The sequence below is a fragment of the Rubellimicrobium mesophilum DSM 19309 genome (assembly GCF_000600335.2).
Classification (GTDB): Bacteria; Pseudomonadota; Alphaproteobacteria; order Rhodobacterales; family Rhodobacteraceae; genus Rubellimicrobium; species Rubellimicrobium mesophilum.
The window spans coordinates 1-25,795 of the sequence record NZ_KK088570.1 but is presented as its reverse complement, the minus strand read 5'-3'; the positions used below and the strand labels follow the sequence as shown (position 1 = coordinate 25,795).

Sequence of the window (25,795 nt, the reverse complement as noted above, 5' to 3'; positions counted from 1 at the left end):
CCCGACGTTGAGCTAAGTGGGCACGGCGGTGGGCGATGGTTGTGACACCTAGGTCTGCTGGACTGCGTCGGGAGGCTTGACCTGCAAGTATTCGGACCAGGGGTTCGAGGTCGGACAAAGGGGCGGATGGAAGATGACTGGTCTCGAGCGCCATAACGTGAAGGTCTCCGGCCAAGGCCAGCGCGCTATGATGTTCGCGCACGGCTTCGGCTGCGACCAGAACATGTGGCGCTTTGTGGCGCCGGCCTTTGAGGATCGCTTTCGCGTGGTCCTCTTCGATCATGTGGGCGCGGGCGGGTCGGACCTCAGGGCCTACGATCCGGAGAAGTACAGCACCCTCCAGGGCTACGCGGACGACGTGGTGGCTCTCGCCCGCGAACTCGGCATCCGGGACGGCGTCTTTGTGGGCCACTCGGTGAGCGCCATGGTCGGGGTGCTCGCCGCCAAGCAAGCCCCTGAGCTCTTCAGCGACCTGGTCCTGGTCGGGCCATCCCCCGCTACATCGACGACGAAGGTTACTTGGGCGGCTTCAGCGAGGCGCAGATCCATGAGCTGCTGGAGTTCCTCGACACCAACCACATGGGCTGGTCGCAGGCGATGGCCCCGGTGATCATGGGCAACGCCGACCGGCCGGAGCTCGGCGAGGAACTCACCAACAGCTTCTGCCGCACGGACCCCGACATTGCCCGCCGCTTTGCGCGCGCCACCTTCCTGTCGGACAACCGCGCCGACCTGGAGGGCGTCACCACGCGAGCCCTGATCCTGCAATGCGCCGAGGACGTGATCGCGCCTCGCGAGGTGGGCGAGTATGTCCACCGGAAGCTCCCCAACAGCCAACTCGTGATCTTGGATGCAACTGGCCACTGCCCCAACCTCAGTGCGCCCGGGGAGACCATCCGCGCGATCCGGACCTTTGTCTAATCCGCTCCCCTTCCCGCAACGCGCGTCCGCTCCGGTGGAGGACGATGTCACCGACCTCTTCGAGAGCGCGCCCTGCGGCTATGTCTCGGCCGACCCCGGCGGACGCATCAGCAAGGTCAACCAGACGCTGGCAGACTGGCTGGGCTTGCCCAAGGAGGAGCTGGTCGGCCGGCGCTTCCAGGACCTGCTGAACATCGCGGGCAAGATCTATTACGAGACCCACTTCGCACCCCTCCTGCGCATGCAGGGCTTCTTCCACGAGGTGGCGCTGGACCTCGTCGGCGCGGGTGGACGCCGGCTTCCCGCTCTGGTCAACGCGGTCGAGCGGCGGGACGATGAAGGCCGGGTGCTGTTCATCCGCATCACGGTGTTCAACGCGTCGGACCGGAGGCGCTACGAGGGCGAGCTTCTGGAGGCGCGTCGGCAAGCCGAGGCGGCTTCAGCCGAGCTGCGTCTGCTCAACGAGACGCTGGAGCATCGGGTCGAAGAGGCCGTGGCCGAGCGCATGAAGGTGGAGGAGGCGCTCCGGCAGGCCCAGAAGATGGAAGCCATCGGTCAGCTCACCGGCGGCGTGGCGCACGACTTCAACAACCTCCTGACCGTCATCCTGGGTGGTCTCGAGGCCATCCGGAAGCAGCTTGTCCTTCTCCCCTCTGGGGCGGAGACGCAACGCATTGAACGGGCTGCCGCTATGGCCGCCCATGGCGCGGAACGGGCCGCCACCCTGACCGCGCGCCTTCTGGCGTTCTCGCGCCGCCAGCCGCTCGAGCCCAAGGCCGTCGAGCCAGCGCGCCTCGTCACGGGCTTGGCCGACTTGCTCCAACGCACGCTGGGCGAGACTATTGCGCTCGAGACGGTGTCGGGCGCGGGCCTCTGGCGCACGCTGGTGGACCCGGGCGAGCTCGAGAACGCGCTGGTGAACCTGGCCGTGAACGCGCGCGATGCCATGCCCGGCGGTGGGCGGCTCACGATCGAGACCACGAATGCCTACCTCGACGAGAGCTATGTTGAGACCGTGCCCGAGCCGGTGCCGCCAGGGCGCTACGTGCTCGTCGCGGTGAGCGACACCGGCACCGGCATGGACCAGGAGACGCTGGCGCGGGTGTTTGAGCCCTTCTTCACCACCAAGGAGGTGGGCAAGGGCACCGGTCTCGGGCTAAGCCAGGTCTATGGCTTTGTGCGCCAGACCGGCGGGCACATCCGCATCTACAGCGAGTTGGGCATCGGCACGACGGTGAAGCTCTACCTGCCGCGCGCGGCGGACGACCTGCCCTCCTCACCCGAGGCCGCCCGGCCGGCCTCTCGGTCCAGGGGTGGCGGCCGAGACCCATCCTTCTCGTCGAGGACCACGAGGACCTGCGCGCCTTCAGCGCCGGCGTGCTCATGGATCTCGGTTACACCGTGCTAGCGGCGGCGGATGGGCCGGAGGCGCTACGGCTCCTGGACAACGGCCATCCCGTGGACCTCCTCTTCACCGACGTCGTGCTGCCCTCCGGGCTGGACGGGCGCCGGCTGGCCCACGAGGCCCAGGCGCGCCGGCCCGGGCTCAAGGTGCTCTTCACCACCGGCTACACCCGCAACGCCATCGTCCACAACGGCCGCCTCGATGCGGGCGTGGAGCTCATCAGCAAGCCGTTCACCTCGGAGGCGCTGGCGCTCAAGGTCCGAGCCATCCTAGACCGGTAGGTCCGAAGAAGCCCCGTCGGCCCGGGTTCGAAAGTAGGATTGCGCTTAGCCCTAGAGGCAGCTCATGGACTAAGCCTCTCTAGGCCGAACGACAACTTGGCCTAGAGCGCCTCCTTCGGCTGATAGCACTTATCGCCAGTCGGCTGGAGGTTCACGTCAAAGGAGGAGATGCATCTCAGAGTGAAGGGGGCATTGCCGGTCTCGAGTTGCCAGTAGCTGATGACTGCCCGCCGTCCGTCGGGCCAGGACAGGCCCGACGAGCTCGTGTTGCGCCAGCCTTCAGCCGACAGGCCGGCGGAGGTCATGCCCGGGATCAGTTCCCAGGCCTTGTCAGTCCAAGGGTCCTCGAGAGATCCCGCACCCGACCCTGTCGGGAGGACAAAAAGACAGAGCAGCCCCAGGACCCACCGCATTACATCTCCTGAGACCTCTGGATGAGGCATCTGCACGAGTGAGTTGTCGCTCAGCGGCCGCGAAGAAAGACCTGGCCCGCCGCATACCTGGACAGCAGAGAAGATCATGGCGGTTTGCTGTCCTTCAGGGTAGCGGCAGACCTTGCCGGGCCGGAGCCCCCTGCCCGACGGGTCGTGGAAGTCTGTCGGACACAGGGAGCCCCTCGTCGACGCACCGTTCGCACCCTAGCTCCACGCCGCAGCAGCGGTCGGTAACTCAGCCGACCAACCTCCCAGATCGAGCGCTCCCGTGATACCGCCCCTACTCCAAACTCCTGGCCCGATCCGTGACCTCCTGCTCGTCGCCGCTCAGGCGATTGTGGTGATCGTGCTGTTTTGGTTGGCGTGGGGCATCCTGCATGCGCTGCTCTCGCGCGTGGTCCCGGCGGGCAAAGCCCGTGTTGCCGCCCTCCGCACCACTCGGGTGCTGGTCATCGTTCTGTTCGTCATCACGCTGCTCACGGTCGCCATCGTCGACGCTGTGCTTCTCTGGGGCTCAGGTGACCTGACCGGAGGCCTGCTGGCCACGTACGGCCGCCTTCCCTCAGGATTTGCCGAAGACGCTGCCCTGCTGGCAGGCGAGTGGCTGGCCTTGGCTCTTGGCACGGCACTGGTGGTCTGGCTCCTGCGTCGGCTGCTGGGCCGCTTGCAGTTTCAGGCCCGCGGATGGGAGCGCCTCAGGGAGAACGACGCGGCCGTGGACGCGTTCTTCGGCTTTCTGGCAACTGCTGTCACCGTCAGCCTCTGGCTCCTTGGTCTGGCGCTCGCCCTCAGTCTCGTGCCGGCCACCAGCCCAGCCTCGGCACTCGCTTATACTCTCCTGCGCGTCTTCCTGATCTTTGCGGTTGCGCTGCTCCTGGTCCGCGCCACGGCCGCCATCGTGGCCACCCTGGACGCCCTCAGCATCCGGTTCGCCGGCCCCACCTCGCCCTTTCGCCTCTACAGCGAGTTGCGGAGCTTGGTTCCTCTCCTGCGGCGCTGTCTGGAAGCCGCGATCTGGCTGGCGGCCGTCTCGCTCATCCTGCTGCAGATCGGTCCGGTGGCGAACCTGGCCGAGTGGGGCTCTCGGCTTATCCTGGTCGTAGCCATCTTCTTCTTGGCCCGCGTGGCCGCCGAGGTGGTCACGCTCCTGATCCGGGCGCTGGGCGCGAGAGGCGATGAGCTCACCGACTTGGAACGCCAGCAGCGGGCCACCCTGGTGCCGCTCGTGGCGAGCCTCGGGCGGCTTCTGGTCTACTTCGTGGCCTTCGTGCTGGGGCTGAGCGTGCTGGGCCTGAACCCGCTCCCGCTTCTGGCCGGGGCCGGCATCCTGGGCGTGGTGGTCGGCTTCGGGGCGCAGCCCGTCATCAACGATCTAGTGTCGGGCTTCTTTGTGCTGGCCGAGAGCCAGTTCCTGGTGGGCGACTACATCGAGGTGGGCGCCTCCCGCGGGACGGTGGAGGCCATCAACCTGCGCACCACGATGCTGCGCGACCCCGGGGGCCAGCTCCATATTCTGCGCAACGGCCAGCTCACGGGCGTGGTGAACTACTCCAAGCGCTACACCTTCGCGGTGGTGGAGATCACCGTGCCCTACGAGGCGGACTTGCAGGCCACGATGGGTGCCCTGGAAACGGCGGGAGAGCGGCTCAGGTCCGAGCAGCCGGACGTGCTGGAGCGGACAGTCGTGGAAGGCCTCGAGAAGCTGGAGGGAACCGGACTTACCCTGCGCACCAAGACCAAGGTCCGCCCCGGCAGCCACGGACAGGTCGCACGCGAGTACCGCCGGCTTCTGCTAGAGGAACTCCGGCAAGCTCGCATTGCGCCCTACGCTCCGGGCACATCTGCTGCATCGTGAGCCCCCTCGCCCGATATCGGGACGTTCTTGCGAACCGGATTGTGGGGCGGGCGTTAGCAGGACGTGTCCTCAGCCGTCCCGGCATGTTCGTGCTCCTCCTCGCCTCATGATCCGCTCCGAGCTTTGTACCCTTGCCCGGATGAGCGTGGCTGACTTCAACGCCTATCTGGCTGGAGGTGAGTTGCCCTTCGAGACGACCGGCGGCGAGATCCGGGACCCGCAAGGGCAGGTGTGGTCCAACTTCGGCCTGCCTCATGCCGTGGCGCTGCTGGCCGCGCAGCAACTCGTCGCGGCCGGTCTGAACTGGAGGGAGGCGGCGTGGACCCTGCGCGAGCCCCGGGTCCCGGTGCCCCGCAGCACGACCTCGCCCCAAGGGGAGCACTTCGTAGCGCGCGCCGAGTTCGAGCGCGATGGGGGCGGCGCACCCGAGTTCCGGCCTCGTGTCACCGTATATGCCGGCCCTCTGGGCGACATCATCCTGGCCGTGCGGCGGGAAGTAGAGAGCTACAACCGGCAGAGTGCCCGGACCTCTTGGCAGCGGATCAGCCTCTCGGCCCTCGTGGCTTGCGACCTCGCTCGCGCCCGGCGCGTGACAGACGCGCGAGCCGAGGAGATGGGCTTGGCTCCCGAGCAGGTGCTGCGGGTGGATCCGGACGCGGAGGTGGGGCCAAGCAAGTCGCAGAGCCGGTGAGGACGAGTCGAGAGAAGCCGGTCAGGCCTCAGCCTGGTTCCTCTAAAGCCCGACCAAGAGGGAGCCTAAGCTTTGGGGAACCTCGCGGCTCCCTCCGGTCCGGTATCGGGAACAGCGGAAGGACTGGCGGGGAACTGCGTCTGGTTTGTAGCCAACCGTAGGCCTTTTGGCGCACGGCCGTCGTAGGTCGAAGAGAGCTCCGTCAGGCCACCTCACAGCCTGGACACTTTCTACGTCTCCGCGACCGCCTTCAGCAGGCGCTCTCGCAGGTCGACAAGGTCATCCTTGAGGCGCTCCACCGTCCCCAGATCCAGGCCCATGGCATCCACGATGCAGGGCGGCACCTCGGTTGCCAGCTGCCGGAGCGCTCGGCCCTGCTCGGTCAGGCGGATCACGACCTGCCGCTCGTCGTGAGCCGCACGGGTGCGGGTGACGTGGCCAAGAGCCTCTAGGCGCTTGAGCAATGGCGTCAGCGTATTCGACTCCAGAAAGAGCCTTTGGCCGATGGCCCCCACCGTCTGGCCGTCCTCCTCCCAGAGCGTCACCAGGACCAGATACTGCGGATAGGTGAGCCCGAGCCGCTCCAGGAGTGGCTTGTAGACCCGCCCAAAGGCGTGGTTGGCCGAGTAGACGGCAAAGCAGATGAAGTCGAGCAGGCCGGGCATCTCGGGGTCCAGGGTGGCCTGCGGTGTGAGTTGGGACATGAAGCACCTCCGCCGTCGGAGATAAGTCGCTTACGATAGGATCGCAAGCGCTTGACAGAGTACCCGGAAGAAGTCATAGAAGCGGACACGATTTTATCGTTCGCGATGGTTTTGACCGACGTTGGAGGCGACAGGCTCATGGACGGAACCAGCCGGACCCAAGGTCCCCTCCCTAGTGAGGCATGCAACCGCCTCGTGGCCTTTGTCCCAGCCCAGGGCCGCCACAACCGCCAGGTGAGACTGGATCAGTTCGGTCCTGCACCCATCCCCTCGGAGCGGCTCCTTGACTTGGGCCGGGCTGTAACGGAGCTAGGTGCCCTACAACTTGCGTCCGGACGCGGCACCCTTCCGCTTGGCAGCGAGCAGGAGCCGGCAGGGACGGAGCCGTCGAGCGACGATGACATCGTCGACCCGCGGCAGTGCCTGGCCGCCGGAGCCGCGGCCGGCTTTCTGGGCGCACTGCTCCTGGCTGCCTCCAAGGGCGGCTCCGAGGTCCCGCCCAACACCAGCGTGGACGCGACCGTCGACATCGCCACCGGCCCGGTCGGCGAGGCGACGGTCCGTCTCCTGCTCCACGTGGCCTTGCCCGGGCTGACAGCATGGGCCGCCCAGGACCTGCTCGCACGAGCCCATCACGCCTGCCCGTACACCCACATCAGCCACGACGCGGTCGACGTGGTGCTCCGCGCGGCGTGAACGCCCCCATGACCCCTGCTTCCCTTGGAGCCTCCCCGATGCGGTCCCACCCCACATTCGCCGTCCTTGCGCTCCTGTCCCTGAGCCTCCTGCTCCCGTCCGCCGTCTCGGCCGGCTGCATTGGGGGCCGTGAGGACGCAGGCTGCGTCCTGAGCGACGCCGTCCCCGCGCGCCCTGCCATTCCCGCCCGTTCGGCTTCCCTCGTCCAAGTGGCCCTGAGCACCACCTCCGCTCCGGCGCCGCTGGTGGAGGTGGGCGACGTGCTGCCCCGGGGCGCGTACTCCCTCATCCTGGATGCATCCTACTACGGCCTGCCGTCCGCTTCCGACGGATGGGTCTACATGCGCGTGGGCCGGGACGCCTACCGCGTGGACTGGCAAACTCATCAGGTTCTCGAGCGCGTCACCGACAAGGCCGCCGCGAACTTCTAGTGGACGCACAGCTCCGGCTTCAGCGGGATGCTCGGTCACTGCCGCGCTGGGCCGCCGAGCCACTCCAAACGCCAAGCAACCACCCTGACAAGACCAAAGGAGTATCCCATGAAGAGCGCCAAAGACTACCTCGACGAGGCCAATGCCCAGGTGCCGCGCGTGCCAGTCGAGGAGGCACTGCGCAAGCACGCCGAGGGACAGGCCGTGTTCGTGGACGTGCGCGACTCGGGCGCCATTGCCAAGACCGGCACCATCGCCGGCGCCCAGCGCGTGCCGCGCGGCTTCATCGAGTTCGCCGCCGACGCGGGCACGCCCTACCACAACCCGGCGCTTACCAAGGACACTGAGCTCTACCTCGTCTGCGGTGCGGGCGGACAGGCGGCGCTCGCCGGCAAGACGCTCAAGGAGATGGGCTTCACCCGCGTTCACAACGTCGGCGGCATCGGCGACTGGAAGTCCGCCGGCGGTCCGATGGAGGACTGAAGCCTGCGCGGGGGGCCTCGGGCTGAAGCTAGGGGCAGGCCCGGACCTGTGTGCGACCCGGCCCCCTAACCCGCAACAGAGTCGCGCGCCGCTGGACGCACCCGCGCACCTCGGCTTTGGTCAGCCGCCTGTCCGTACCGAGATCCGGGGCGGCGCGCGCCGCCCCACTCCGCGCCGAGGAGTTCGAATGCCATGCTGGCCCGAGTCGATGCATCATTTGGCGCGATTGTCTTGGCCTTTCTAGTGGAGCGCTGGGCCGAGGAGGTCCTGAGATGGGATCCGCGCACGAGCGAGCCTTGGAGCGCCTTTGTTGACCGCCATCACGTGGCGGAGAAGGCGCTTGAGGACAAGGTCCAGCACCTGCCCGGCTGCCGGCTGAGCATGGACGCCACCGGTCGCGAGGTGAGCCTCTCGCGGGGCGGCACCCCGCGTGCAGTCCCGCGTGGGACTGGTCGGCGCCTGCCGGGCTTGGGCAGCGGAAGCACGGCGGCGCGGGGCACGCTGTTCCTGAGATCTGGGCTCCCCAGTCCAATGTGTACATAGGAGCCACCCTCCCCCGCGGGGAGCACCAAGACACAGGCGTGCTTCCGACCGCATCCGCAGGTCCCGCAGCTTGGTCAGCAGCGTCTGCGGGAGGCCTCCAGCGCTCAGGATCGTACCTGACCCGCCGGGCACGTCTGAGGCGAGTTGAACCACACCCAGCCTCACATGAAGAGGTCCCGTTCGATCCGTTCCACCTGCATTAGGGCCATGCCGAGGCGAGCCGCCTTCCGCTCCAGGCAGACATAGAGGATCACCCCAGGCGCTTTCTCCAATGGCCGGATGAAGTGGATCCGATCGGCCTGCGTGATCAGGACGTTCTCGATCTTCTCGTTGAGCCCCATCGCGCTCATGACACGGAGCTTGGCCGCTGCAATCTGTGTGCTGAAGGTGGCCGCGGCTTCAAGGTCGACAGGCCCTCCGGCCTTGGCCATCAGCGTCAGGCCAGACTCGCTGTCCACAAGGCAGGCGCCGAGGAAGCCCGCAATGTCATGGAAGCTGGCGCGCATCACGCTGCCCCTCGGCGACGGCACAGGCTGAGGCCGTCGTGCAGCCCTCAACATCCGACATCACGCCGCTTGGCTTCTTCCGCCGCGATGATGCGGTCCAGTTCCTCGATCTCCCGGTATAGGCTAAAGAGCCGCGGGAGCTCCTCACGGACGCTGCTCCGCGGGAACGCGGCCACAAGATCGATATGACCCTGCACCTGCTGGTCGCGGATTTCCTTGAGCTTTGCGATGTACGCAACCCGGTTCAATGCGCAGTTCCCCTTCAACCGTTACCTCTTACATTTGACCAATCTGGCCCTTAGTCCTGAAACGCAGCCACCGTCAGAGAAATACCCTCAGGCGATCTCGCGATAGGCGGAGGTCGCGGCCATAGTGCGGATGAATTCTGTCGGAACTTTGCAGCACCCCAAGATACCTGCACACCAGCGGGTGACGCGTAAAGTTGCCCGCTCAACAGGGTAGGACAATTCCAGGTTGCGCTTACAACTTTGACGCTGCATTTTCGGCTTTTACGACTTAGCCTTTGACTGCAGCTATTAGAAAATCGATGCCTATTCAGCTTAAGGTTTAATTAGCATCCACAATTCCCTGTAAGGGAGAGTGATGGCTCGTTCCTTATCGGATCGTCCGAAACCCTATACAGACGTCTTGCTGGTCGAGAACCGAGCGATGGACACCCATGCTGATTCAGGGGGACCCGGTGGGGCCGATCTAAACGCCAACTCCTGGGTAGTGGACGAACTTCTCGTCGAACCAGACCGCGCCGCGCTCGCCGTCCTCAAGCTCAAGGGGCAAGTCCGCGCGCAACTCATGCCAGTCGAGCTTGCGACTCCTCAGATCGGTGGCGATGTAGGCGGCCCGGTCGATCAGCGTGTACCACGTCCGGCGCCGCAGCAAGGCGTCCCGGACGACCCGCCCGATCGTCGACCACAGCCCTGAGGCGATGAACAGAAGGCCCAGGAACGGGAACCAGCCTGCCAGGCTGAAGATCGTGTTCCAGAAGTCCAGGCCCGGGCGCCCGTCGCCCGACGGCGCGAAGTGCATTCCCGAGAGCATGCCGGCCATGGTCCAGCTCGACTTGATCCAGAAGATGCCCGCTCCGACCATCACGGCACCATGTACCGATCTCATGCTGAGAAGGTCAGCCCAAACGACGCACCCGTCGGGCTACCCCTGCCAGAAGATCGTCTCCCCTAGGGACAAAATCTCTTCCCAACTGTCGGGGACCTGCGCTGCGGAATCCGTCATAAACCCCTCCACTTACTCAAATGCAGCTCATCAATGAGCCGCTAATTGCCGCCCGAGAGGCGGTGACACAAGGCAGGCTTCCCCGACCCGGCTTGGCGGGTTTCGCATCGGCCCCTTAGATTGAGCCACACGCATCGATCAGATCCCCCCGGGAGGAACCATCGAGACTTCGTGAACGTCTCTGGGGTTGTTATACTTCGGGCATGATCCTCACGACGCCGCACCTCCGGCTTGAACCCTTCGAGGACAGCCACTTCGAGGGCCTGCTCGCCCTGAACTCGGATCCCGTCGTCATGCGCTTCTTCAAAGCTCTCGCCTCGGAGGAGGATATCCGGGTCTGGATCCAAGAGGTCCAGGCTAGATGGGTGAGGCTGGGCTACGCGTGGTGGTCCTTCATCGACCGGGAGACGGAGATGCTCGTGGGCGCCGGCTGCATCCAGAACCTCGAGAAGGACGAGACCAAGCCCTTGGAGGTCGGCTGGCGCCTGCGGCCCGAGCACTGGGGCAAGGGGCTCGCGACGGAGGCCGGTCGCGCCATGCTCGGCTTCGCCTTCGACGAGCTTGAGGCCGAAGAAGTCTTCGCTGTCGCCAATCCGGACAACGTGGCGTCCTTGCGCGTCATGGAACGACTGGGGATGCGCCCCCTCGGCCTCCAGCCCTTCTATGGTTCGATGGTTGCCACCTACGTCAAGGCGCGACACTGATCTCGCCCGTCGGCCCGCCCTGGTCGCGTCAGATCCGCAGGGGCCAAGTGAAGATCTGGCTCCGAGAGCCCTGCCCTCCCCAGTCGCCGCGACGGTGCATGGCTGAGGCCGGCGGGATCAGCGGCTGCGACGTCGGCGCGCCGGCCCCCCCGCCCGTCGTGCGGGTCGAGAAGGCCGATGTCCACGCGCAGATGCGGGGCGAGGTCCGCGGTCAGCTCCTCAGCGCTGGGCTCGGCGGACCTGACGTGCCGGCCGGCCAGGAAGGACACGGGATGCGAGCTGATGATGAGATTGAATAAACCTGCGAATGGCCCACCATGGGCCTGGGTGCTGGAAATCATGGAGCCTCCTCCTGGAGACGTGCGCCGGCGTCCACCCGGCGCGGCTGACGGATCAAATGGCTTCTCCCAGAGCGTACTCCGCGGAGGCCGCAATCCCGTGCTAGGCCGCCCGACCTCCGGCGGCGGCTCCTCGAGGGTCGCCGGACCTGCGGGACGAACCAAGTAGGCCCATGACGCTGGGATCCGGACACAGTCAGTGCGGCGGGACGAGGGGATCGACGCGGCGGCGAGGCCCTTTGTCGAGCGCCTGAAGAGCGTACCACGACGGGACCTTTGCAGCAATGAGGCAAGCGCGTGAGGGCTGCTGGCCCGAGCCGCCCTCAGGCGGCCTAGTCGATGCCAGCCTCGAGGTAGGCGCCTTCGTCCAGCATCTCAGCCATCCAGCGGCCGAAGTCGAAGCCAGGGATGCCATGGCGGGCAAATGCGTCTTCCGCGTCCCTCGTGCGCAGGGCTCCCTGGTCCACTGCGCGAACGACCTCCACGAGGTCCTCGATCACGGCCCGGTCCTGGACCGGGAGGCCCACTAGGCGCGGGCGAAGGGACAGCTGCCCTTCGAGGCGGCTTTGCAGATCCCTGAGATGAGCGACGCTGGATGGGTTGTGCAGGACGACGAGCATGGAAAGCTAGGGTATCTATGGGCATGTTTCTCGTTGTTCGAACAGGTTGAAGGGTGTTCGTCGCGGCGGGCGTGCGGCGGGTCAACGTGTCGCTTGACACGCTGGACCCGGAGCGGTTCAAGCGACTCACCCGCTGGGGGCGGCTCGACCAGGTGCTGCGCGGGATCGAGGCGGCGAAGGCGGCGGGGCTGCGGGTCAAGATCAACGCCGTCGCGCTGAAGGGCGAGACGGAGGAGGAGATGTTCGACCTCCTCGGCTGGTGCGCGGATCACGGGCACGACCTGACCTTTATCGAGGTCATGCCGATGGGCGACATTGGCAACGAGATGCGGCTCGACCAGTTCTGGTCGCTCAGGGACCTGCGGGCACGGATCGAGGAGCGGTTCACTCTGACCGACCTGACCGAGCGGACCGGGGGCCCCGCCCGTTACGCGCGGGTCGAGGAGACGGGCCAGAGGATCGGCTTCATCACGCCGCTGAGCCACAACTTCTGCGAAAGCTGCAACCGCGTGCGGCTGACCTGCACGGGGCAGCTTCACACCTGCCTGGGGCAGGAGGGGTCGTCGGACCTTCGGGCAGCCCTTCGGGCGTCCGACGACGAGGCCGTTCTGGATGACGCAATCCGCGCGGCGATCCGGCTCAAGCCCAAGGGGCACGACTTCGACTACTCGCGCGGGGTCGAGGGGAAGATCAGCAGAGGCCGACCCTGCCTATGGTGTCGGGCCTCTAGGCACCGAGCGACCAGCATGGGCCAAGACTCTCCCGCAACGGATCTCTCCTCGTCCGCCGTGTTCGAGGATGAGGAGAGTTCCTGAGCGTCTGAGGCTTCAGGCGTTTATGCTGTCCTTGAGCGCCTTGGCGACGGTGATCTTGACCACCTTGTCCGCGGGCTTCTGGATCTGCTCGCCCGTGGAGGGGTTCCGGGCCGTGCGCTCGGGCCGCTCGCGGCAGTAGACCTTGCCCACGCCCGGCAGGGTCACGGCGCCGCCCTGGGCTACGGTCTCGGTGATGATGCCCGTCAGCGCCTCCAACGCGGCCCCCGCGGCCTTCTTGTCCCCGGCCGATCCGCTCAGCCAGCGCCGCCACGAGCTGCGCCTTGGTCATCTGGTTGGCCATGTGTCCCTCCTCCTAGCTCGTGCAGCCTCTGGGGCCGGTGGAGGTCCATGCTCCATCGCTGCTCGCCTAGCCCGTCCAGAGGAAGCCTGCCTTTCCTCGGGAAAGCTGCTGGGATGCGAGGTAAATGAAACACCGCGGCAGGCGGGAGGCGTCTCGCACCGGAGGGCGGCTGCCCTAGATTGTCTGGCTGAGAGCGCCTGCGCCCCTCCCGAGCGGAGGGAGACCCTCTGGGGGCTGGCTGCAGTCCCAGAGGGCAGCGGCCCAGCCCTCGTGCCGCTCTTCCTCCTTGGCGAGCGCGGGGGCTGCGGCCGGACCGACTTTTGGCCCAGCCCTGACGCGTTTGGGTCATCCTTTCGGGCCGTTTCAGTGATCAGGTCCTGCCCGACCCAACCCCAGACCACGCCATGGCCACCCCGATCCTCCGCCGCGTCGACCTCCTTGCGCTCACCCCCTCCGAGCGGCAGGCCATGCTCGAGAGAGCCGCACGCGAGATCGAGGCGGAACTTGAACGGGTCAGAGCCTGCCATCTCCGGGCCTGGGACGGCCACCCCTGGGCCTACCACCTCCAGGCCATCTACGCGCGCCGGCAAGCTCTGATGACCGTGGCGCAGCGCGTGGGGTGCGAGGTAGGGGACGGGACGCCCGTCGAGGCCGCCTGACGCGCAGAGGGCAGCCGGGCTCCGGCTACATTGCTTGCCGTGGTGCCGGGCCAACAAAAAGCCGCTCCCGAAGGAATAGCTGATCTGCGATTAGAACTGGTTGCGGGGGCCCGCTTTGGTCACTGGTTGCAGTTGGGGAGAGCAAGCAACCTTTGAGACTATTCAGGATTCACTCAGCAATCTGGGTGCTTTGCCCGCAGCTCCGCCTCGCACCATCCACGTTGCCATCCGCGGCCGCCGCTGGTTGACGGAACGCTTACGTCGATACTGGACTCGGCGGACATGAAGGCCTGTTGTGGCGCCTTGGCTCCGTCCTAGTCATGAGTCGTCAGTCAGTGGGACCGAGTTCCCTGGGCTGCCACAGTCAGGCAGCCGACGGGCTCCCCCACGTCTCGGGCGTACGTGACTGGCCCACTCAGCGCCGAGAGTTTTCCGCGCGGCCCTTGCGGGCGGCCGCGCCAGTGGACACCTCCCGCCCGCAATCAGGTCGGCTACAGGGATCCGGAGGGACACATGTTCAAGAGTATTCTAAGGAGCCTCGGCGTGGGCGGCGCCAGCGTCGAGACGGTCCTCGACAGCCCCGAGGCGGTGGTGGGCGGACGGATCGCGGGTGAGGTCCGCGTCACCGGGGGAGACACCGCGCAGGACATCCGCGGCGTCGTGTTGGAAATCGTCACCCTCTGCCGGGTCGAGACCAGGGGCGACGACAAGGTTTATGCCGAGATCTCGCTGGGCGAGGCTCGCCTCGACCCTGGCACGATCGGGCCCAGGGCCACGAAAACCCTGCCCTTCCAGATCGTCTTGCCCGCCTCGACGCCGCTCACGGTGGGCTCCACCTCGACCGTGCTGCGCACGCGCCTCGATGTGGCCGGCGCGGTGGACCCCAAGGACGCGGACCCGGTGCGCGTCCTGCCCAACCGCGCCATGGCGGCGGTCCTCCAGGGGATGGAGCGAGCAGGCTTCCGGCTGGTGGAGACGGAGGTGGAGTACAACCCCCGGCGCGCGAACCCCTTCGTCCAGGAGTTCGACTTCCGCCCCCGCTCGTCCCGCGACTGGGGGATCGAGGAGGTGGAGATCTCCTTCAGCCCCGTCCAAGGCGGCGTCGAGGTCGCGCTGACCGTGGACAACAGGGGCGGCTTCTTCGCGCTCGGGCGCGAGCGGACGGCACGCTTCCGGGTCTCCGAGGCGCAGGCCGACCGTATCAACCTGGCCACGGAACTGCGGCGCGCCATCGACTCCCTGCGCTGACACACCGGCTGTCAGAGCCCGCCGAGGTAGAGCCGCACCGCTTCCTGCACGTGCCGGAAGCGGTCGCCGCCCAGGGGCTTGCCGCCGAACCAGCGGGTGACGACGACAAGGTGGTCGCGCAGCCCCTCGCGCTCGAGCATGCGCAGGATCACCAGGCCCGCGCCCGCCTCGCCGTCGTCGTTCTTGAGCGCACCGTCTTGGCAAAGGAGCGCCCAGGAGTTGTGGGTTGCCCTGGCGAACTTCTTGTTGCGCGTGAGTTCGGTCACAAAGGTCCGCGCCTCCCCCGCCGATCGGCAAGTCCCGCCCGACACGGCATACCTGGAGCCGCGGTCGCTGATGATGTTCTCGAGGATGCGCATTGGAGAGGAGCCGCTCCCTTTGTTTCAGCTGATCTGACCTGGGCTTGGAGACGTTATGACGATGGGGGAGACGCACTCAATCAGGGCAAGCCTTCTCCCCAATTGCGGGTCTTGGTTGAATCAGTCGGTTTGGCGCCTGTTCAGGCGCACCATTCTCGATGGGCGTATCCGCGATGTCTCACCGAAGGTGGATGACAGGGTGGATCAGCCGCTTCCTCGAACATCTAGGGATCAGAAGAGCAGGGCTGCCCACGCCGGCTCTGGTGCCGGGCCTAGGCACACCCAGCCTTCTCTGAGGTTCCCGAGGTGCATACTCGCCGCAAGAAATACGCTTGCATCGCTGCTCATCGACTACCTAAAAGATTGCTCCTAACCATATATATTCAACTAGAGGATGTTCTTTAGAGTCTAGTTGCGATAACCACTTGACCCATAAATGCATCTAGTTCATATAGACATCACGCTAGTTGCAAGGAGGACGACGAAATGAACTCCGACCCACTCACACAGCTCGGATTGACCATCACACAGGCCGCTTACTGGCTCGATGTGGAGCCCAGCTACTTGGCTCAGGCGTTGGATGAGGAGGAGACTCCTACTTGGCTGGAATACTGCTTGGAGGCGATGCAGGAGCAGTATGAAGAAGAGCCTGAACTTTTCCAATACTTCCGGCTCGGCGCAGAACTGAAAGATCGCTCGTGGAGTTCGCAAACCGCACGGGCCGCAATCCCAGTCCTCATTGAGCAGGCTCGGAAAGGAGAGCCTATGTCGTACGGCGACCTCGATGCGGAATTGCGTCGCCGGGATCCCTCTCGTGGAGATGCAGGTCTTCTTCAAAAGTACGGCCAACCTCTCGGGATCATTGGCACCGTCATCGAAGAAATTCGGGCTGAAGCCCTCGACGAAACCTCTCCCGTTCCGCGGGTAAACGCCATGATGCCGCCCTTGGAGGCCCTTGTCGTGCGGGGTCGGGAACGGCTTCCAGGAAAAGGAATCAATGACTTCTTGATCTCGTACCTTCGCCTCCTTGGCGAAAAGACGCCAGAAGATCTGATGCTCCGCGAAAAGGATCGCAGGGCCGCAGTGGAGAGGATTCACGCCGATATCAAGGACTGGCAGGACTGGTCCATTCTCGAGAAGCTAGCCCGAGAATGACCTGACATCACCAAGGATCCTTTAGACATCTGATCGCGGGAGTCGGAGCGCAAATGAGCGCAGAACGTATCGAACAGCATGGGAAGCGGCCGAGTATAGCAGTCTGAACCTGCCCTGACTGATCCGATCGCACTTCGGCCATTCCGGCCGAGGCGGGATAGCTTTGTCCGAGAAAGGGAATGACTGTGGTGGACATAATCAACGCGCCTGCCCTGCAGAAGGTAGTAGAAGACACTCTGCAGGGCGGCCCCCCGGCCCTCCGGGGTTACCGGCCCGCGGTCAGGGCCTGCATTCGCCGGCTGGCGGCGGAGCATAGGAGCGTCAAGAAAGCACGGCTCCGAAAGAGCGACCCGGAGTGGGCCCGGGCGAAGGCGGAGGCGGGTCACGCACTTTACCGGTTCGACGAGGCGGAGGTCGCGCCCCTTGTCCGAACGATCCAGCGGACGCTCGGCTGGCTTGGACAGGTGGCCGAACTGGCCGGGAACAGGCACCTCCCCTTGTCACGAGAAGCCGGAGTGTTTCTGAGGGGGCTGTCTCACCGCCGGGACGACATCATGGTCCTGGGTCTCGAGGCCAGACACCTGGTCCAAGAGTCAGAACAGGCGGTCCTCAAGGCGGATCTCTACGCCAAGCGCCTGCAGCCTCTCCGGGAGCCCGCCGAGATCAAGGCGGGCGACTTGATCGGACGACGATGCACCACGATCGATGAGATCGTCCAACTCGGCCGAAGGGCTCAGAACTGCTTGAGCCATCGGAACGAGTACTGGGCCAGGTTCGCGGCCGGCGAGTCTGATTTCTGGGTCCTGCAGAGCGGGGACCGGTTGGCCGCCATCTTGGAGGTGAAGTGTCGAACGCGGTGCGTGGCCGCCGCCGAAGGACCCGATGGCGCCACGATCAGCCTTCGCGATGCACGCGGAGTGGCTCTCTTCTGCAAGGCGGCCGGCCTGGAGATCGGCCAAAGGTGCGAAGGCGTCATGCTCGATTTCGCGGCACCGTTCCTTGTGGAGCCGCGAGTGGTGGAGGTCGAAGGCCGGATCATGGCTTACGCCGAATGGCCGACCGCCTTCAGAATAGACCTGGGCCCCGAGCCCGGGCAGCGGACCTCCGGTCATGGTCCAGCGAGCACGCTCGCTCTGTCCTTCGACCCAAGCCGCTCGGTCGCAACGGCGATCCTCGAAGGCCAGGACCTTTGCCGAGCCGTTGAGAGCTTTGGCCGTGAGGCGATCCGGAAAGTAGTCCAGACGGTCGCGCTGGACCAAGCGACGCCAACTCTGGTCCAGCACCGGCTGCTGGCGCTCGCTGCCTGAACGACCCAGGGCCATGCTCCGGCATGGCCCTCCTTCGTGTGAGGCTCTGGCCCGCCCGAGCCGCTCCATATCGGGTCTCAAGGCAGATCCGACGGACCCTTTCAGGGCTCCCAAACGGAAGCTAGAACCGTATCGGACACCGCGCCCCAGGTGCCGGCCAGGTAAAGGGCTCCCTCCCAGCCATCCTCAGTGACGAACACGGCCCTCGGCGCCGGGGTCCGATCCCCATCCGAAGCGGGAATCCTTGTAGGTGATGACCTCCCCAGCCGTGAGCGGCCGGGTTTCGCTGATCTGGGCGAGGCTGCAAGGCACCAGGCGGCTCAGCTTGGCGCTCCCAATCAGGACGCGGTAGCGGGCCCCTTTGGTGAGTTCGATGTGTGACATGCCGATCTGATCCTGAGCATGTTGATGGGAGCCAGAGCGTCTCGCACGAGAGGCGCCCCGGTGCCCGCGCTGCCCGGTCGGCATCCGAACGGTACCAGCCCACCAGGCCTCAGTGGCACCGTCTGCCTGGCCCCGCGTCGGTCGCCTACAGAGCGGCCTCGAGCCGAGCCTCCGCGCGCTGGAGGTTGGCAAGGGTGGCCGCATAGTCGAGGCGTCCGTCCCCGGTGCTCACCATCCAGTCGTCCCAGGTCGCAACGGTCATCCAGGTGCCGGCCCGGAACCTACGGCCGTTGGTGATCCGGGGCAGGCCCAGGCCGTCGCCGGCCCTGTTGAGGCTCGCCAGCCAGCCGTCCACGATCTTTCGGTGTTCGGCGGCGCCTTCCACCTCGATCTTGAAGCAGAGCGGGCCTTGCTCGATCTGCAGATAGGGCGTGTGGTCGCCCCAGGCGCGACGGTGCCACCAAGCCGCCAGGAAGCCGCCACTGGGGTTGGCAACGTAGTCCCAGCTCAGGCCGTCCACGTCCAACTGGAGTTGCATGTAGAAGCCGCGCCAAGCGTCGTCGGTCCAGTCCGCAAGCGGCTTGTGCCGGAAGGACTGCACAGCGTCCTCGCGGCGCCGAAGGTGCCGCAGGAAGTCGGTAAAGATGTCGCTGACCACCCCGTCCTCCCGGCCCGCCTCGAGCACCTTGAGGAGGTCGGCCCGAAGATAGGTCCGATAGCCCAGCTTGCGCGCGACCTCGTAGCTCGACTGGTCGCCCGTCTTGAGCAGGACAGGAAGAACCTGGAGCTCCGGGCACATGGCCTTTGCTTTCGATAGATAGTCCGCCATTGGCTTGCCTCGTTCGGACGTATCCGTCTTGTCCTCGATGAGCAGCAGGAAGTCGCCGTTGACGCGACAGGTGAGGTCGATGCGATGTTCCTGGGCGCGAACCTCGACCCTCGGATCGTCCAAAGGCCCAAACCCATGCTCTGCCAGGAGCGAGTTGAGGAAACGCAGGCCGGCGCGGTGCAGGGCCGGATCCACGCCCGCACAGGTGTGATCGGCCCATTCGAGGAGCCAGCCGAGGAAGGCATCCTGCGACAGCTCGCTCGGCGCGAAGCGGAACAGGTTCGGCCGGGCCTTGGTGACCGGAGATTGCGCCAAGGGATGTGTCTGCACGTTCATGATCGGTCCAGGTGTGGGTGAGGGCTGCGATGGGTTCAATGTCCCACTTCCACACCTTTCGAGCAGCCAATCCCGTCAAAAAATGGCACAGGCTCGCAGGTTGTAGACGCCGCACAACGAAATGGGTGCCTTCAGCCCACTCCCAGAAAAAGTGAGCCGCCCGAGTAGAAAGTTGGCTGGATTGGCGCCCCTCAAGGGGTTCTGTTGTCCGGCGCTGGGTCATCCGCCCTGCTCTCGGTCGTCGGCGCGACATGGATCGCGTCCGGTTCTCCCCTCCAAACCAGCAGGATCCCCGATGAACGACGCTATCATCTACTATCGCGCACGCCCGAGTGAACCTGAGGCCTCCGAGACCGCCATGCGCCTCCAGCGGCAGGCCGTGTGCGCCGCCGTCGAGGCCGGCCAGCTTCAGGTGGTGGGGGAGTTCATCGAGCAGGAGGACGAGGCCTCCGACCAGGTTCTCCGCCTAAAGCGCGAGGCCCTCTGGCGGGCTGTCGAAACTGATAAGCCTTTTGCCGAGGGCAATACAAGGGACGAGACCCGACGCGCTTACTACGCCGCTGTTGAAGCTGCCCGGGCGCACGGTGCGGCGTGCCTAGTCGTCGTCTCCCACGCGGCCATCGGCTCGGGCGAGGTGTTCGCGGAGCCTTGGGTCGAGCAGGGGTCCGGGCTTCTCCACGTGATGCTGGCCGCCGCGCTGGTCCCGACACTGCCCGACATCCCTGTCCCCGCCGGCGCGCCCGGACCGCTCTGCCTTTACGCCGATTTCCGTCCCGGCCAGCTTGAGACCCTGGTCTACCTTTGCAACGCGGGACCGGAGGCCCTCTCGGTGGTGACGGTCGACCTCGACAGCATCACGATGTTCGAGTTTTACAGGGAGGAGCCTGAGCAACGATGGGTGGATGCGTCCACCTTCCCCAAGCAGCAATGGGATGTTCTTCCTGCGGGCCGGGCCGTGCTGATCGATACACTCAGTCACGCCATGTGGGACTTCGTGGACCGCTACCGCCTGGCCTGGAGCGACGGGGTGGGACGGCGCTGGACGGTCGCGGCGGACAGCCTGGCCTTCAATGCTGAACGGCTGGCGCAAGATCCGACCCGAGTGTGGGAGGAGTTGGCACCGGCGCGCTCGGCGGACCGGTGCGAGGAGGCCGTATGAAGGTCCGGCCACGCATCCAGCGGGCCTTTTGGCGTGGCTTGCCGAGGCGCGCCCGCGCTTTGAGCGTCAGGTGTTGGTTCCGTATCCCACGAACCGCCTGCTCCGATTCATACTGCACCAGCCGGGAGGTCCCGCACGGTTCGTGGCGCCGGAGGCGCGATCCAGGCTTGCTGGAGCCTTCGGGGTTCATGAAGGTCATCTCGTGGCCACGAGGATATCTATTTTTCTCAGCAATTCAGAGATTTGCTCTGAAGCGGGCGTGACGGGTTGCAGATCTGAGGTGAGATTCCTCTTGCTGACCCCTCGGAGGGGCGCTAGTTTCCCCTTCGAGGCGACAGACCGGCTGCAACAGCGTCTCCCCGCCCTGGCAACAGGGTCCACGCGCGAGCGAGATAATCCGGAAACGGGTAAGTGGAAGTCGGATCCCAGGGCCACCTTCGGGTGGCCCTCTAAGTTTTCAGACACCGCACATATCATCCTGTTCATGATCATCATGATCATCCCGGAAGACTGTCGCGTGGAACGCCATTAGCGCGGCGCGAACTGGACGGGGCGTTCCAAGTAGATGTTCTGGATGAGCATCTGAAAGCGGATGCTGTTCGGCTTCGCGGGTGGCGTGTAGGTCGACGGCGACTTCCGGTGCGCGCTCTCGACCGTCATGAGAACGTGGCGGTTGCGCTTGCCCCCGTTCTTCCGGACTTCGAAGAAGAGATGGAGGAGCTGGTCGGGAGCGGGGCTCTCGATGGCCAGGTAGACGTAGTTCCGCTTCTCCCACGTTTGATGGACCTTGCAGTCCGGAAGGCTCCTCACGAGCGCGGGCAGAAGGAACGAGTCGCTGTGCCGATCGGGGCAGAAGACGCGATCGTCGAAGCAGCGGATCGAGTGGTGGTCCGCGCCCGTGGCGCCCCGGGTGAAGCAGTGGCTCTTGTAGACGACACGCACGCGCCGGATCTGCCCGTCCGGGGTCGGGCAGTCAAACTCATCGGGCTCAAGGTGGGCCAGCGACATCGGAAGGCCCCCGTGGAAGAGAGGCGGCCAATACGACTTGTTGGCCCCGTGCGCGACGGGGACGGGAAACTGGGACGTCATGCGAATAGAACTATGAGAGCGAGCGGGAGCCTGAGAACGGATAGGGGTGAATTCTCGCGGAACGCAAGCGTCGAGGGGCGGAGGTCTATGGGATCCGGTAAGATGGGGAAGGTCATGCCGCTCGCCGCCTGCCCCAGTAGTTCCCCGTCCCATCGCTGCCGACGTCGAAGCCGTCCTTCTTCAGATGGTAGATCTTGGACGCGATGTTTTTGCGCGCCCGGAAGACCTTGGTGGGGTCGCGGAACTCTTCCGGCTGAAGGAGCCCGCTCCGCAGAATCAACTGGTCGGTCGAGACGCTGCGCGGCCAGGCGCCTTCCAGGATGTCCACCAGCTTCTCGCGGCCGCGGGATCCCTGTCCGCCCGACGGCCTCCTGGTGGAAGTATCTTTGTCGGTCCTGAAGTGGGTCTGGTGGCAATTCGTGCAGACGAACTTGTAGACTTCATCCAAGGGCTCGTGCGCGGCGAGGATCGCTGCCCGCATCTCCCCGAGGGAGCCCTCGATTAGCCGCTCGTCGTCGCTCGCCCTGAACCGGGGCAGGAGCGTCTCCTCGATGATCTGATCGACACCCCTGGGCCAGTGCGCGCTCTCGATCACGAGCCCGTCGTGCCTGACCCTGCAGGTCGGGCAGCCGAGCAGCTTCTGAGCCCTGCGGCGAGCCTGCGTCTTCTTCTGCAGGAGGTTGGTGAGCCGCGCTTTTGCAGTGCTCCAGGTAGGAGGACAGGGTGCCTTTGAAGAAGTCTTCCGTGATGTTCGCGCTGGCCATCGTCCGTCCTCCAAGTTGCATCGTGTTTCTAGGCCAGGCCTGCGCGCAGCAGGCATCCGAGGTCTTTCTTCGGGTTCGAGCTGAGCGGTGGGACAGGAGCCCTGCCTCCTGAGGAGGGCTCCAAACGTTCCCCTGCCCGATCTCGAGGGGCTACTCGTCCTCGGGCTCGTCCTCATCGGGACGGTCGAGGCGCTCAAAGAGGTCATGCTCGGTGACGTCGCCGGAGATCAGGCCGAGGACCAGATCCTCGACACGCTTCGCCGAGATCTTGGTCCAGCTGTCCGTGGCGTCGGTCCGGATCAGGCCGAAGCTGCCATCGCGCAGCTCCAGCAGATGCCAGCCCAGGCCTGCAAGCTCGTCCGCCAGCTCCGCAAGGAACGAGACCCGAAGGATCCTGCGGTCCGACAAGTACATGACCGTGGACCGGCTCATGCGGGCGCGGGGGACACTCTTCCCCTTCGCGTCGGCGTAGTCCTTCACCGCGATCACCATGAGAGCGGCGGTGGCGTAGGGGCTGACCATACTGATCGCAGGCATCGGCATCATCCATCTAAGAGATGTAGAACTGGATGCGGTATATCATAACATCTAATGCGGTGTCGATACCATCGCACCCGGTATTTCATGTCTTCGCGTCAGCTTCCTTCCTAAGCGAGCAGCCCATGCTGGTGCAGAAATCTTGATCGGCGCAGATGCTCAGGATCGTTGCTGAGGGCGATCGCCACGGGTTCGGTGGACGGAAGGGTGAATCAGTGTCCTTTCTCGAGCAGATGAAAGCCAGCAAGGCAAGGATGGCGGCGCAACCTTGGCATCGGTCAAGATCATGCTCGGTGGGGGCGTAGGGCCTGCCAAGCGCGTCCCCATCCGGCTCGGCCTCGCCATGGCGGGCGACTACCTACGGTCTGAGGGCTAGCTCGCTCGGCCTCGTCATAGAGACGTCGTGGCTCGACTGGCGCCAGCCCTTCGCGGCGCAGGCGGCGGCAGCCTATGCAGGCCTCGGGCGAGCGCAGGTCTTACGCGACCGGTCGGGTGCGGAGGGAACGGCGCTGCGCCTTGCCCTAGCGCCTATCCTCGCCCCCATCACCCCGCGCGCCCTCGTCGAAGTAGGCTCCGCAGCGGGGGCACATGATGTTGCCGAGGTCGTCGGCGACGGTCTCGTGGTAGGTGAGCCCCGAGCCGTTCTTCCACAGCGTGCGCCGTCCGTCGTCGTCGCACTGGTAGCAGTGGGTGCGCAGGGTCGCTTGGCCGCAGGCGAGGCAATCGAGCGTCCAGCTCGTGTAGCCGCCCTGCGTAGCCTTAGCGGTCACACCGCGCGGGTCGTGGCGCTCGCCGCACTCGACGCAGAAGCTGTCGCTCTCCCACCAGTATCTCTCCCGGTCGCGCCCTGCATTGCCCACCGGGGTGGGCGGCGCGAAGGCGTGCTGCAACTCGAGCGCAAGAAGACGCTTGAGGTGGCCCTCGTCGGCGGCGGGGGCGACCCAGACGGCGCCCCCCCGGTGGTTGCCAGGGCGGCGCTGGCCGTAGTTGGCATGCCGCCCCCAGGCGAGCGGCGAGGTCGGTGGGTCGTGCGCCCCCTGAGCGGGGTGCAGCACGAAGACCCGCGCGGCACCGTCGCGGTCGTAGCCCTTGACGCGGCGCAGGTCGCGCAGGACGCCCTCGAGTTCGCTCAGACGCCAGCGGGCGCGGAACTTGGCGTCCATGACAAGGCCCTGTGTCGAGCCACCCTCGTCGCCGAGGCGCCGAACCTCGACGACGACGTCGGGCCGCCGCCCGTTTGGCAGCACCATCTGCCAAGTCACACGCGCCTGGAGGCCTACATCCGGACGCGTCAGCAGCAGGGACAAGTCGCTACGCCGTGCCACTGCCGCCTCGACGAGCCGCGCCTGCCAGCCGGGCGGCGCCTGGAAGCGGTAGTCGTCGACGAGGAGACCGAGGACACGCAGGAGGCACCACTTCTCGTAGAGGTCGCTCGCGGGCAGGAGCGACACGCGCTCGAGTCCGTCGAGGAGCCCCTCGTCGATCCCGGCGGCGTCGGCTGCGGCCCGGAGCGCGTTCCACGCGGCGATGGCGGCGGCGAATGCCGGATCGCGCAGAAAGCGCATCCCCGCCGGGCGGCTCGGGCTGAGGCCCACGCCGAGCGCGGCGAAGGCGCGCTCGGCCGCTGCGAGGCCCTCGCGTGCGGCGGCGAGGCCCGCGGCGGCCCTGTCTGTCGCGGCGGCGCGGGCCCCGAGCGCCTCGGCCCGGCGCCCCGCGGAGGCGGCCTCACGCTCATTCTCGCGCCTCTCCTTGGTCGTAAGCGGCGCGACCCAACCCCGGCGCGCGAGCCAGTCGCGGCGCGCGCGCTTCTCGGCCACAACGTCGCGGCAGGGCTCGACCCGCGTGACCGTCTCGAAGCGCAGGAGGCGATACTTGTCGCCTTTGCCGTTCGTCTCCTCCGTCTCGACGAGCCGCCCCTGCAGCGCGTAGGCGCGGCACAGGTGTAGCGCGTCGCGCAGCGCGTCGACCAGGTCACGCGGCAGCTGGACGACGCGGTAGGGGCCGCCCTCGCGGTCCTCATCCACGAAGAAGGCGCGGCCGTCGCGCCCGTAGGGCTTGCCGATCCGCAGGCGTTGCGTTGCGACGTGCCCCTCCTCGTCCTCCGAGCGGTAGCCCGCGAGGTCGGCCATGCGGCGCTCGGTGTCGACGAGCTGGCGCTCGAAAATCGCGGGCTCCACGGACCGCTCGCGCTCGGCGAGCAGCGCGGCGGCGCGGTTCCTGTGCAGCGCCCCGAGCTGCCCGAGGAGGCCCGCGCGGGCCGCCGCCCCCGCCTCACCTGCGCGGGCGAGACGTGCGGCGACCCCCGCGAGGTGGCGCAGATGGCGTGCCTCTGGTAGGTCGTGCGTTGCCACCGCCACGCGCCCCGCGAGACGGCGCGCGCTGGGGTGGCGGGCATGGTCGCGAAAGGTTGCGGGTCCCGCGCGCAGTCGATCGCGCGGGCAGGGCTCGAGTGCCTCGCGCAGGTCGACGGGCGGCGCGCGCAGCACGCGGCGCAGAGCGGCAGCGAAGGCGGCCGCCGCCTCGGCGAGATCCGCGCCCCCACCCGCGCCGCGCACCTCGCCCGTCGCCGCGCTGTCGCCGAGGATGAGGCTCAGGAGCTCGCCGCGGAAGGCGTCGAGGAGCGCGTCGAGCTCGGCGGGTCCGAGACCATCTTCGACGACGTCGATGCGCAGCCGCTGGCTCCCTACGGCGACGTGCCAAGCGCCGGCGCTGCGTTGCATCTCGGACAGGTGGGCACCGCGGGCGGGGTCCCAGGGGCTGTCCTCAACCCACCAGGCCATGTCGGAGCTGTCCACGCGCATCATGGGTTGCTCGCGTCCGTCGGCGAGGAGGAGGCGCGGTATGGCCTGCGCCGCCGGCCCCGTGAGCCTGAGCCCGAGCCAGGGCAGGCGGCCGGCGAAGAGCCGCGCCTCGAGCGCGAGGTCGCCACCCGCCTCCTTCTCGATCTCGAGCGGGAGCGCGCCCGCCTCGACGCGGGCGGCGCGGCGGGGGGC

At 66.4% G+C, this 25,795-nt stretch carries 27 protein-coding genes and 2 pseudogenes; 16 read left to right on the top strand and 13 right to left on the bottom strand.

The annotated features are described in order from the left end of the window. Window positions 1-133: 133 nt before the first annotated feature. The 6 genes from RUMESO_RS28505 (at window position 134) to RUMESO_RS10560 (ending at window position 5,587) form a co-directional block, all read left to right on the top strand. Window positions 134-610, top strand: coding sequence for an alpha/beta fold hydrolase (locus RUMESO_RS28505; protein WP_425414899.1), 477 nt, complete (start codon window positions 134-136; stop codon window positions 608-610). Beyond that, the gene (locus RUMESO_RS27120; protein WP_245639228.1) at window positions 520-921 is read left to right on the top strand and encodes an alpha/beta fold hydrolase; all 402 of its coding nucleotides are present in this window, start codon (window positions 520-522) and stop codon (window positions 919-921) included. The genes RUMESO_RS28505 and RUMESO_RS27120 overlap by 91 nt, the downstream gene beginning before the upstream one ends. A 34-nt stretch (window positions 922-955) precedes the next feature. Continuing rightward, the gene (locus tag RUMESO_RS24155; protein ID WP_211262856.1) at window positions 956-2,329 is read left to right on the top strand and encodes a PAS domain-containing hybrid sensor histidine kinase/response regulator; all 1,374 of its coding nucleotides are present in this window, start codon (window positions 956-958) and stop codon (window positions 2,327-2,329) included. Further along, window positions 2,305-2,607, top strand: a complete 303-nt coding sequence (locus RUMESO_RS26340) for a response regulator (RefSeq protein WP_245639227.1) — start codon at window positions 2,305-2,307, stop codon at window positions 2,605-2,607. Before RUMESO_RS24155 ends, RUMESO_RS26340 begins: the two co-directional genes overlap by 25 nt. Window positions 2,608-3,381: 774 nt before the next feature. Then, the gene (locus RUMESO_RS10565) at window positions 3,382-4,896 is read left to right on the top strand and encodes a mechanosensitive ion channel family protein (protein WP_169791156.1); all 1,515 of its coding nucleotides are present in this window, start codon (window positions 3,382-3,384) and stop codon (window positions 4,894-4,896) included. 145 nt (window positions 4,897-5,041) lie between these two features. Next, window positions 5,042-5,587 carry a hypothetical protein gene (locus RUMESO_RS10560; protein WP_156362862.1) on the top strand — a complete coding sequence of 182 codons (546 nt, stop codon included), beginning with the start codon at window positions 5,042-5,044 and terminating at the stop codon, window positions 5,585-5,587. A 230-nt stretch (window positions 5,588-5,817) separates the two neighbouring features. Here the strand turns inward: RUMESO_RS10560 and RUMESO_RS10555 are convergent, their stop codons facing one another. Beyond that, window positions 5,818-6,291, bottom strand: coding sequence for a MarR family winged helix-turn-helix transcriptional regulator (locus tag RUMESO_RS10555; protein WP_051521220.1), 474 nt, complete (start codon window positions 6,289-6,291; stop codon window positions 5,818-5,820). Window positions 6,292-6,342: 51 nt separating this feature from the next. On the opposite strand from RUMESO_RS10555, the gene RUMESO_RS10550 reads away from it, so the two are divergent. The 3 genes from RUMESO_RS10550 to RUMESO_RS10540 all read left to right on the top strand — a co-directional run bounded on the left by RUMESO_RS10550 (window position 6,343) and on the right by RUMESO_RS10540 (window position 7,901). Then, complete coding sequence (locus RUMESO_RS10550) at window positions 6,343-6,987, top strand: OsmC family protein (RefSeq protein ID WP_051521219.1); 645 nt, start codon at window positions 6,343-6,345, stop codon at window positions 6,985-6,987. Between the two features lie 38 nt (window positions 6,988-7,025). Next, on the top strand, window positions 7,026-7,418 hold the full coding sequence (locus RUMESO_RS10545) for a hypothetical protein (protein ID WP_037280112.1): 393 nt from the start codon (window positions 7,026-7,028) through the stop codon (window positions 7,416-7,418). A 108-nt stretch (window positions 7,419-7,526) separates the two neighbouring features. Then, window positions 7,527-7,901, top strand: coding sequence for a rhodanese-like domain-containing protein (locus tag RUMESO_RS10540; protein ID WP_037280111.1), 375 nt, complete (start codon window positions 7,527-7,529; stop codon window positions 7,899-7,901). Between the two features lie 704 nt (window positions 7,902-8,605). Here RUMESO_RS10540 and RUMESO_RS10530 read toward each other — a convergent pair. The 3 genes from RUMESO_RS10530 to RUMESO_RS10520 all read right to left on the bottom strand — a co-directional run bounded on the left by RUMESO_RS10530 (window position 8,606) and on the right by RUMESO_RS10520 (window position 10,057). Next, window positions 8,606-8,950: a hypothetical protein gene (locus tag RUMESO_RS10530; RefSeq protein WP_037280108.1), complete on the bottom strand. Its 345-nt coding sequence runs from the start codon at window positions 8,948-8,950 to the stop codon at window positions 8,606-8,608. Window positions 8,951-8,997: 47 nt separating this feature from the next. Further along, the gene (locus RUMESO_RS10525) at window positions 8,998-9,216 is read right to left on the bottom strand and encodes a hypothetical protein (protein WP_169791155.1); all 219 of its coding nucleotides are present in this window, start codon (window positions 9,214-9,216) and stop codon (window positions 8,998-9,000) included. 445 nt (window positions 9,217-9,661) lie between these two features. Then, the gene (locus tag RUMESO_RS10520; protein ID WP_037280106.1) at window positions 9,662-10,057 is read right to left on the bottom strand and encodes a hypothetical protein; all 396 of its coding nucleotides are present in this window, start codon (window positions 10,055-10,057) and stop codon (window positions 9,662-9,664) included. A gap of 344 nt (window positions 10,058-10,401) precedes the next feature. Here RUMESO_RS10520 and RUMESO_RS10515 point away from each other — a divergent pair, with 344 nt between their 5' ends. Next, window positions 10,402-10,902 carry a GNAT family N-acetyltransferase gene (locus RUMESO_RS10515; protein ID WP_037280104.1) on the top strand — a complete coding sequence of 167 codons (501 nt, stop codon included), beginning with the start codon at window positions 10,402-10,404 and terminating at the stop codon, window positions 10,900-10,902. A gap of 670 nt (window positions 10,903-11,572) precedes the next feature. Here the strand turns inward: RUMESO_RS10515 and RUMESO_RS25110 are convergent. Then, window positions 11,573-11,740 carry a hypothetical protein gene (locus tag RUMESO_RS25110; protein WP_156362860.1) on the bottom strand — a complete coding sequence of 56 codons (168 nt, stop codon included), beginning with the start codon at window positions 11,738-11,740 and terminating at the stop codon, window positions 11,573-11,575. A 182-nt stretch (window positions 11,741-11,922) separates the two neighbouring features. Between RUMESO_RS25110 and RUMESO_RS10500 the strand changes: the two are divergent. Then, window positions 11,923-12,558 (top strand): annotated as a pseudogene (locus RUMESO_RS10500) (GTP 3',8-cyclase MoaA); the annotation flags it as partial. Window positions 12,559-12,687: 129 nt separating this feature from the next. Here RUMESO_RS10500 and RUMESO_RS10495 read toward each other — a convergent pair. Continuing rightward, window positions 12,688-12,976, bottom strand: a pseudogene (locus RUMESO_RS10495) (HU family DNA-binding protein). Window positions 12,977-13,380: 404 nt separating this feature from the next. Here RUMESO_RS10495 and RUMESO_RS10490 point away from each other — a divergent pair. After that, on the top strand, window positions 13,381-13,635 hold the full coding sequence (locus tag RUMESO_RS10490; protein WP_037280100.1) for a hypothetical protein: 255 nt from the start codon (window positions 13,381-13,383) through the stop codon (window positions 13,633-13,635). A gap of 513 nt (window positions 13,636-14,148) precedes the next feature. Then, a complete protein-coding gene (locus RUMESO_RS10485) occupies window positions 14,149-14,883 on the top strand; it encodes a sporulation protein (RefSeq protein WP_082483784.1) in 735 nt (244 codons plus the stop codon). An 11-nt stretch (window positions 14,884-14,894) separates the two neighbouring features. Here RUMESO_RS10485 and RUMESO_RS10480 read toward each other — a convergent pair whose 3' ends face one another. After that, window positions 14,895-15,242 (bottom strand): YigZ family protein, encoded by a 348-nt coding sequence (locus tag RUMESO_RS10480; protein WP_037280098.1) that lies wholly within the window; start codon window positions 15,240-15,242, stop codon window positions 14,895-14,897. Between the two features lie 486 nt (window positions 15,243-15,728). Here RUMESO_RS10480 and RUMESO_RS10475 point away from each other — a divergent pair, with 486 nt between their 5' ends. Next, entirely contained in the window at window positions 15,729-16,397 is a 669-nt protein-coding gene (locus RUMESO_RS10475; protein WP_037280097.1) for a hypothetical protein, read from the top strand. A 188-nt stretch (window positions 16,398-16,585) separates the two neighbouring features. Then, complete coding sequence (locus RUMESO_RS10470; RefSeq protein WP_156362858.1) at window positions 16,586-17,704, top strand: hypothetical protein; 1,119 nt, start codon at window positions 16,586-16,588, stop codon at window positions 17,702-17,704. Between the two features lie 186 nt (window positions 17,705-17,890). On the opposite strand, the gene RUMESO_RS10465 is transcribed toward RUMESO_RS10470, so the two are convergent. Then, window positions 17,891-18,088, bottom strand: a complete 198-nt coding sequence (locus tag RUMESO_RS10465) for a hypothetical protein (protein ID WP_037280094.1) — start codon at window positions 18,086-18,088, stop codon at window positions 17,891-17,893. A 145-nt stretch (window positions 18,089-18,233) separates the two neighbouring features. After that, a complete protein-coding gene (locus tag RUMESO_RS10460) occupies window positions 18,234-19,253 on the bottom strand; it encodes a PDDEXK-like family protein (protein WP_037280092.1) in 1,020 nt (339 codons plus the stop codon). A gap of 295 nt (window positions 19,254-19,548) precedes the next feature. Here RUMESO_RS10460 and RUMESO_RS10455 point away from each other — a divergent pair, with 295 nt between their 5' ends. Continuing rightward, complete coding sequence (locus tag RUMESO_RS10455) at window positions 19,549-20,412, top strand: hypothetical protein (RefSeq protein ID WP_037280091.1); 864 nt, start codon at window positions 19,549-19,551, stop codon at window positions 20,410-20,412. A 528-nt stretch (window positions 20,413-20,940) separates the two neighbouring features. On the opposite strand, the gene RUMESO_RS27115 is transcribed toward RUMESO_RS10455, so the two are convergent. From RUMESO_RS27115 to RUMESO_RS25725, 4 genes are all read right to left on the bottom strand, one after another. After that, complete coding sequence (locus RUMESO_RS27115) at window positions 20,941-21,420, bottom strand: hypothetical protein (RefSeq protein WP_245639226.1); 480 nt, start codon at window positions 21,418-21,420, stop codon at window positions 20,941-20,943. A gap of 193 nt (window positions 21,421-21,613) precedes the next feature. Beyond that, window positions 21,614-22,096, bottom strand: a complete 483-nt coding sequence (locus RUMESO_RS10445; protein ID WP_037280090.1) for a hypothetical protein — start codon at window positions 22,094-22,096, stop codon at window positions 21,614-21,616. A gap of 319 nt (window positions 22,097-22,415) precedes the next feature. Then, on the bottom strand, window positions 22,416-22,802 hold the full coding sequence (locus tag RUMESO_RS10440; protein ID WP_156362856.1) for a hypothetical protein: 387 nt from the start codon (window positions 22,800-22,802) through the stop codon (window positions 22,416-22,418). 521 nt (window positions 22,803-23,323) lie between these two features. Beyond that, the coding region (locus RUMESO_RS25725; RefSeq protein ID WP_037280087.1) for a hypothetical protein at window positions 23,324-25,795 on the bottom strand (2,472 nt) is incomplete at its 5' end.

Excerpts from the sequence above, each read along its gene's own strand:
- RUMESO_RS10455 (WP_037280091.1), top strand. The coding sequence starts at position 19,549 with ATGAACGACGCTATCATCTACTATCGCGCACGCCCGAGTGAACCTGAG.
- RUMESO_RS27115 (WP_245639226.1), bottom strand. The coding sequence starts at position 21,420 with ATGTCGCTGGCCCACCTTGAGCCCGATGAGTTTGACTGCCCGACCCCG.
- RUMESO_RS10545 (WP_037280112.1), top strand. The coding sequence starts at position 7,026 with ATGCGGTCCCACCCCACATTCGCCGTCCTTGCGCTCCTGTCCCTGAGC.
- RUMESO_RS10540 (WP_037280111.1), top strand. The coding sequence starts at position 7,527 with ATGAAGAGCGCCAAAGACTACCTCGACGAGGCCAATGCCCAGGTGCCG.
- RUMESO_RS10530 (WP_037280108.1), bottom strand. The coding sequence starts at position 8,950 with ATGCGCGCCAGCTTCCATGACATTGCGGGCTTCCTCGGCGCCTGCCTT.
- RUMESO_RS28505 (WP_425414899.1), top strand. The coding sequence starts at position 134 with ATGACTGGTCTCGAGCGCCATAACGTGAAGGTCTCCGGCCAAGGCCAG.
- RUMESO_RS26340 (WP_245639227.1), top strand. The coding sequence starts at position 2,305 with ATGGATCTCGGTTACACCGTGCTAGCGGCGGCGGATGGGCCGGAGGCG.
- RUMESO_RS10485 (WP_082483784.1), top strand. The coding sequence starts at position 14,149 with ATGTTCAAGAGTATTCTAAGGAGCCTCGGCGTGGGCGGCGCCAGCGTC.
- RUMESO_RS10465 (WP_037280094.1), bottom strand. The coding sequence starts at position 18,088 with ATGTCACACATCGAACTCACCAAAGGGGCCCGCTACCGCGTCCTGATT.
- RUMESO_RS10555 (WP_051521220.1), bottom strand. The coding sequence starts at position 6,291 with ATGTCCCAACTCACACCGCAGGCCACCCTGGACCCCGAGATGCCCGGC.
- RUMESO_RS10515 (WP_037280104.1), top strand. The coding sequence starts at position 10,402 with ATGATCCTCACGACGCCGCACCTCCGGCTTGAACCCTTCGAGGACAGC.
- RUMESO_RS10460 (WP_037280092.1), bottom strand. The coding sequence starts at position 19,253 with ATGAACGTGCAGACACATCCCTTGGCGCAATCTCCGGTCACCAAGGCC.
- RUMESO_RS10490 (WP_037280100.1), top strand. The coding sequence starts at position 13,381 with ATGGCCACCCCGATCCTCCGCCGCGTCGACCTCCTTGCGCTCACCCCC.
- RUMESO_RS10475 (WP_037280097.1), top strand. The coding sequence starts at position 15,729 with ATGAACTCCGACCCACTCACACAGCTCGGATTGACCATCACACAGGCC.
- RUMESO_RS10520 (WP_037280106.1), bottom strand. The coding sequence starts at position 10,057 with ATGGTCGGAGCGGGCATCTTCTGGATCAAGTCGAGCTGGACCATGGCC.
- RUMESO_RS10480 (WP_037280098.1), bottom strand. The coding sequence starts at position 15,242 with ATGCGCATCCTCGAGAACATCATCAGCGACCGCGGCTCCAGGTATGCC.
- RUMESO_RS10440 (WP_156362856.1), bottom strand. The coding sequence starts at position 22,802 with ATGCCTGCGATCAGTATGGTCAGCCCCTACGCCACCGCCGCTCTCATG.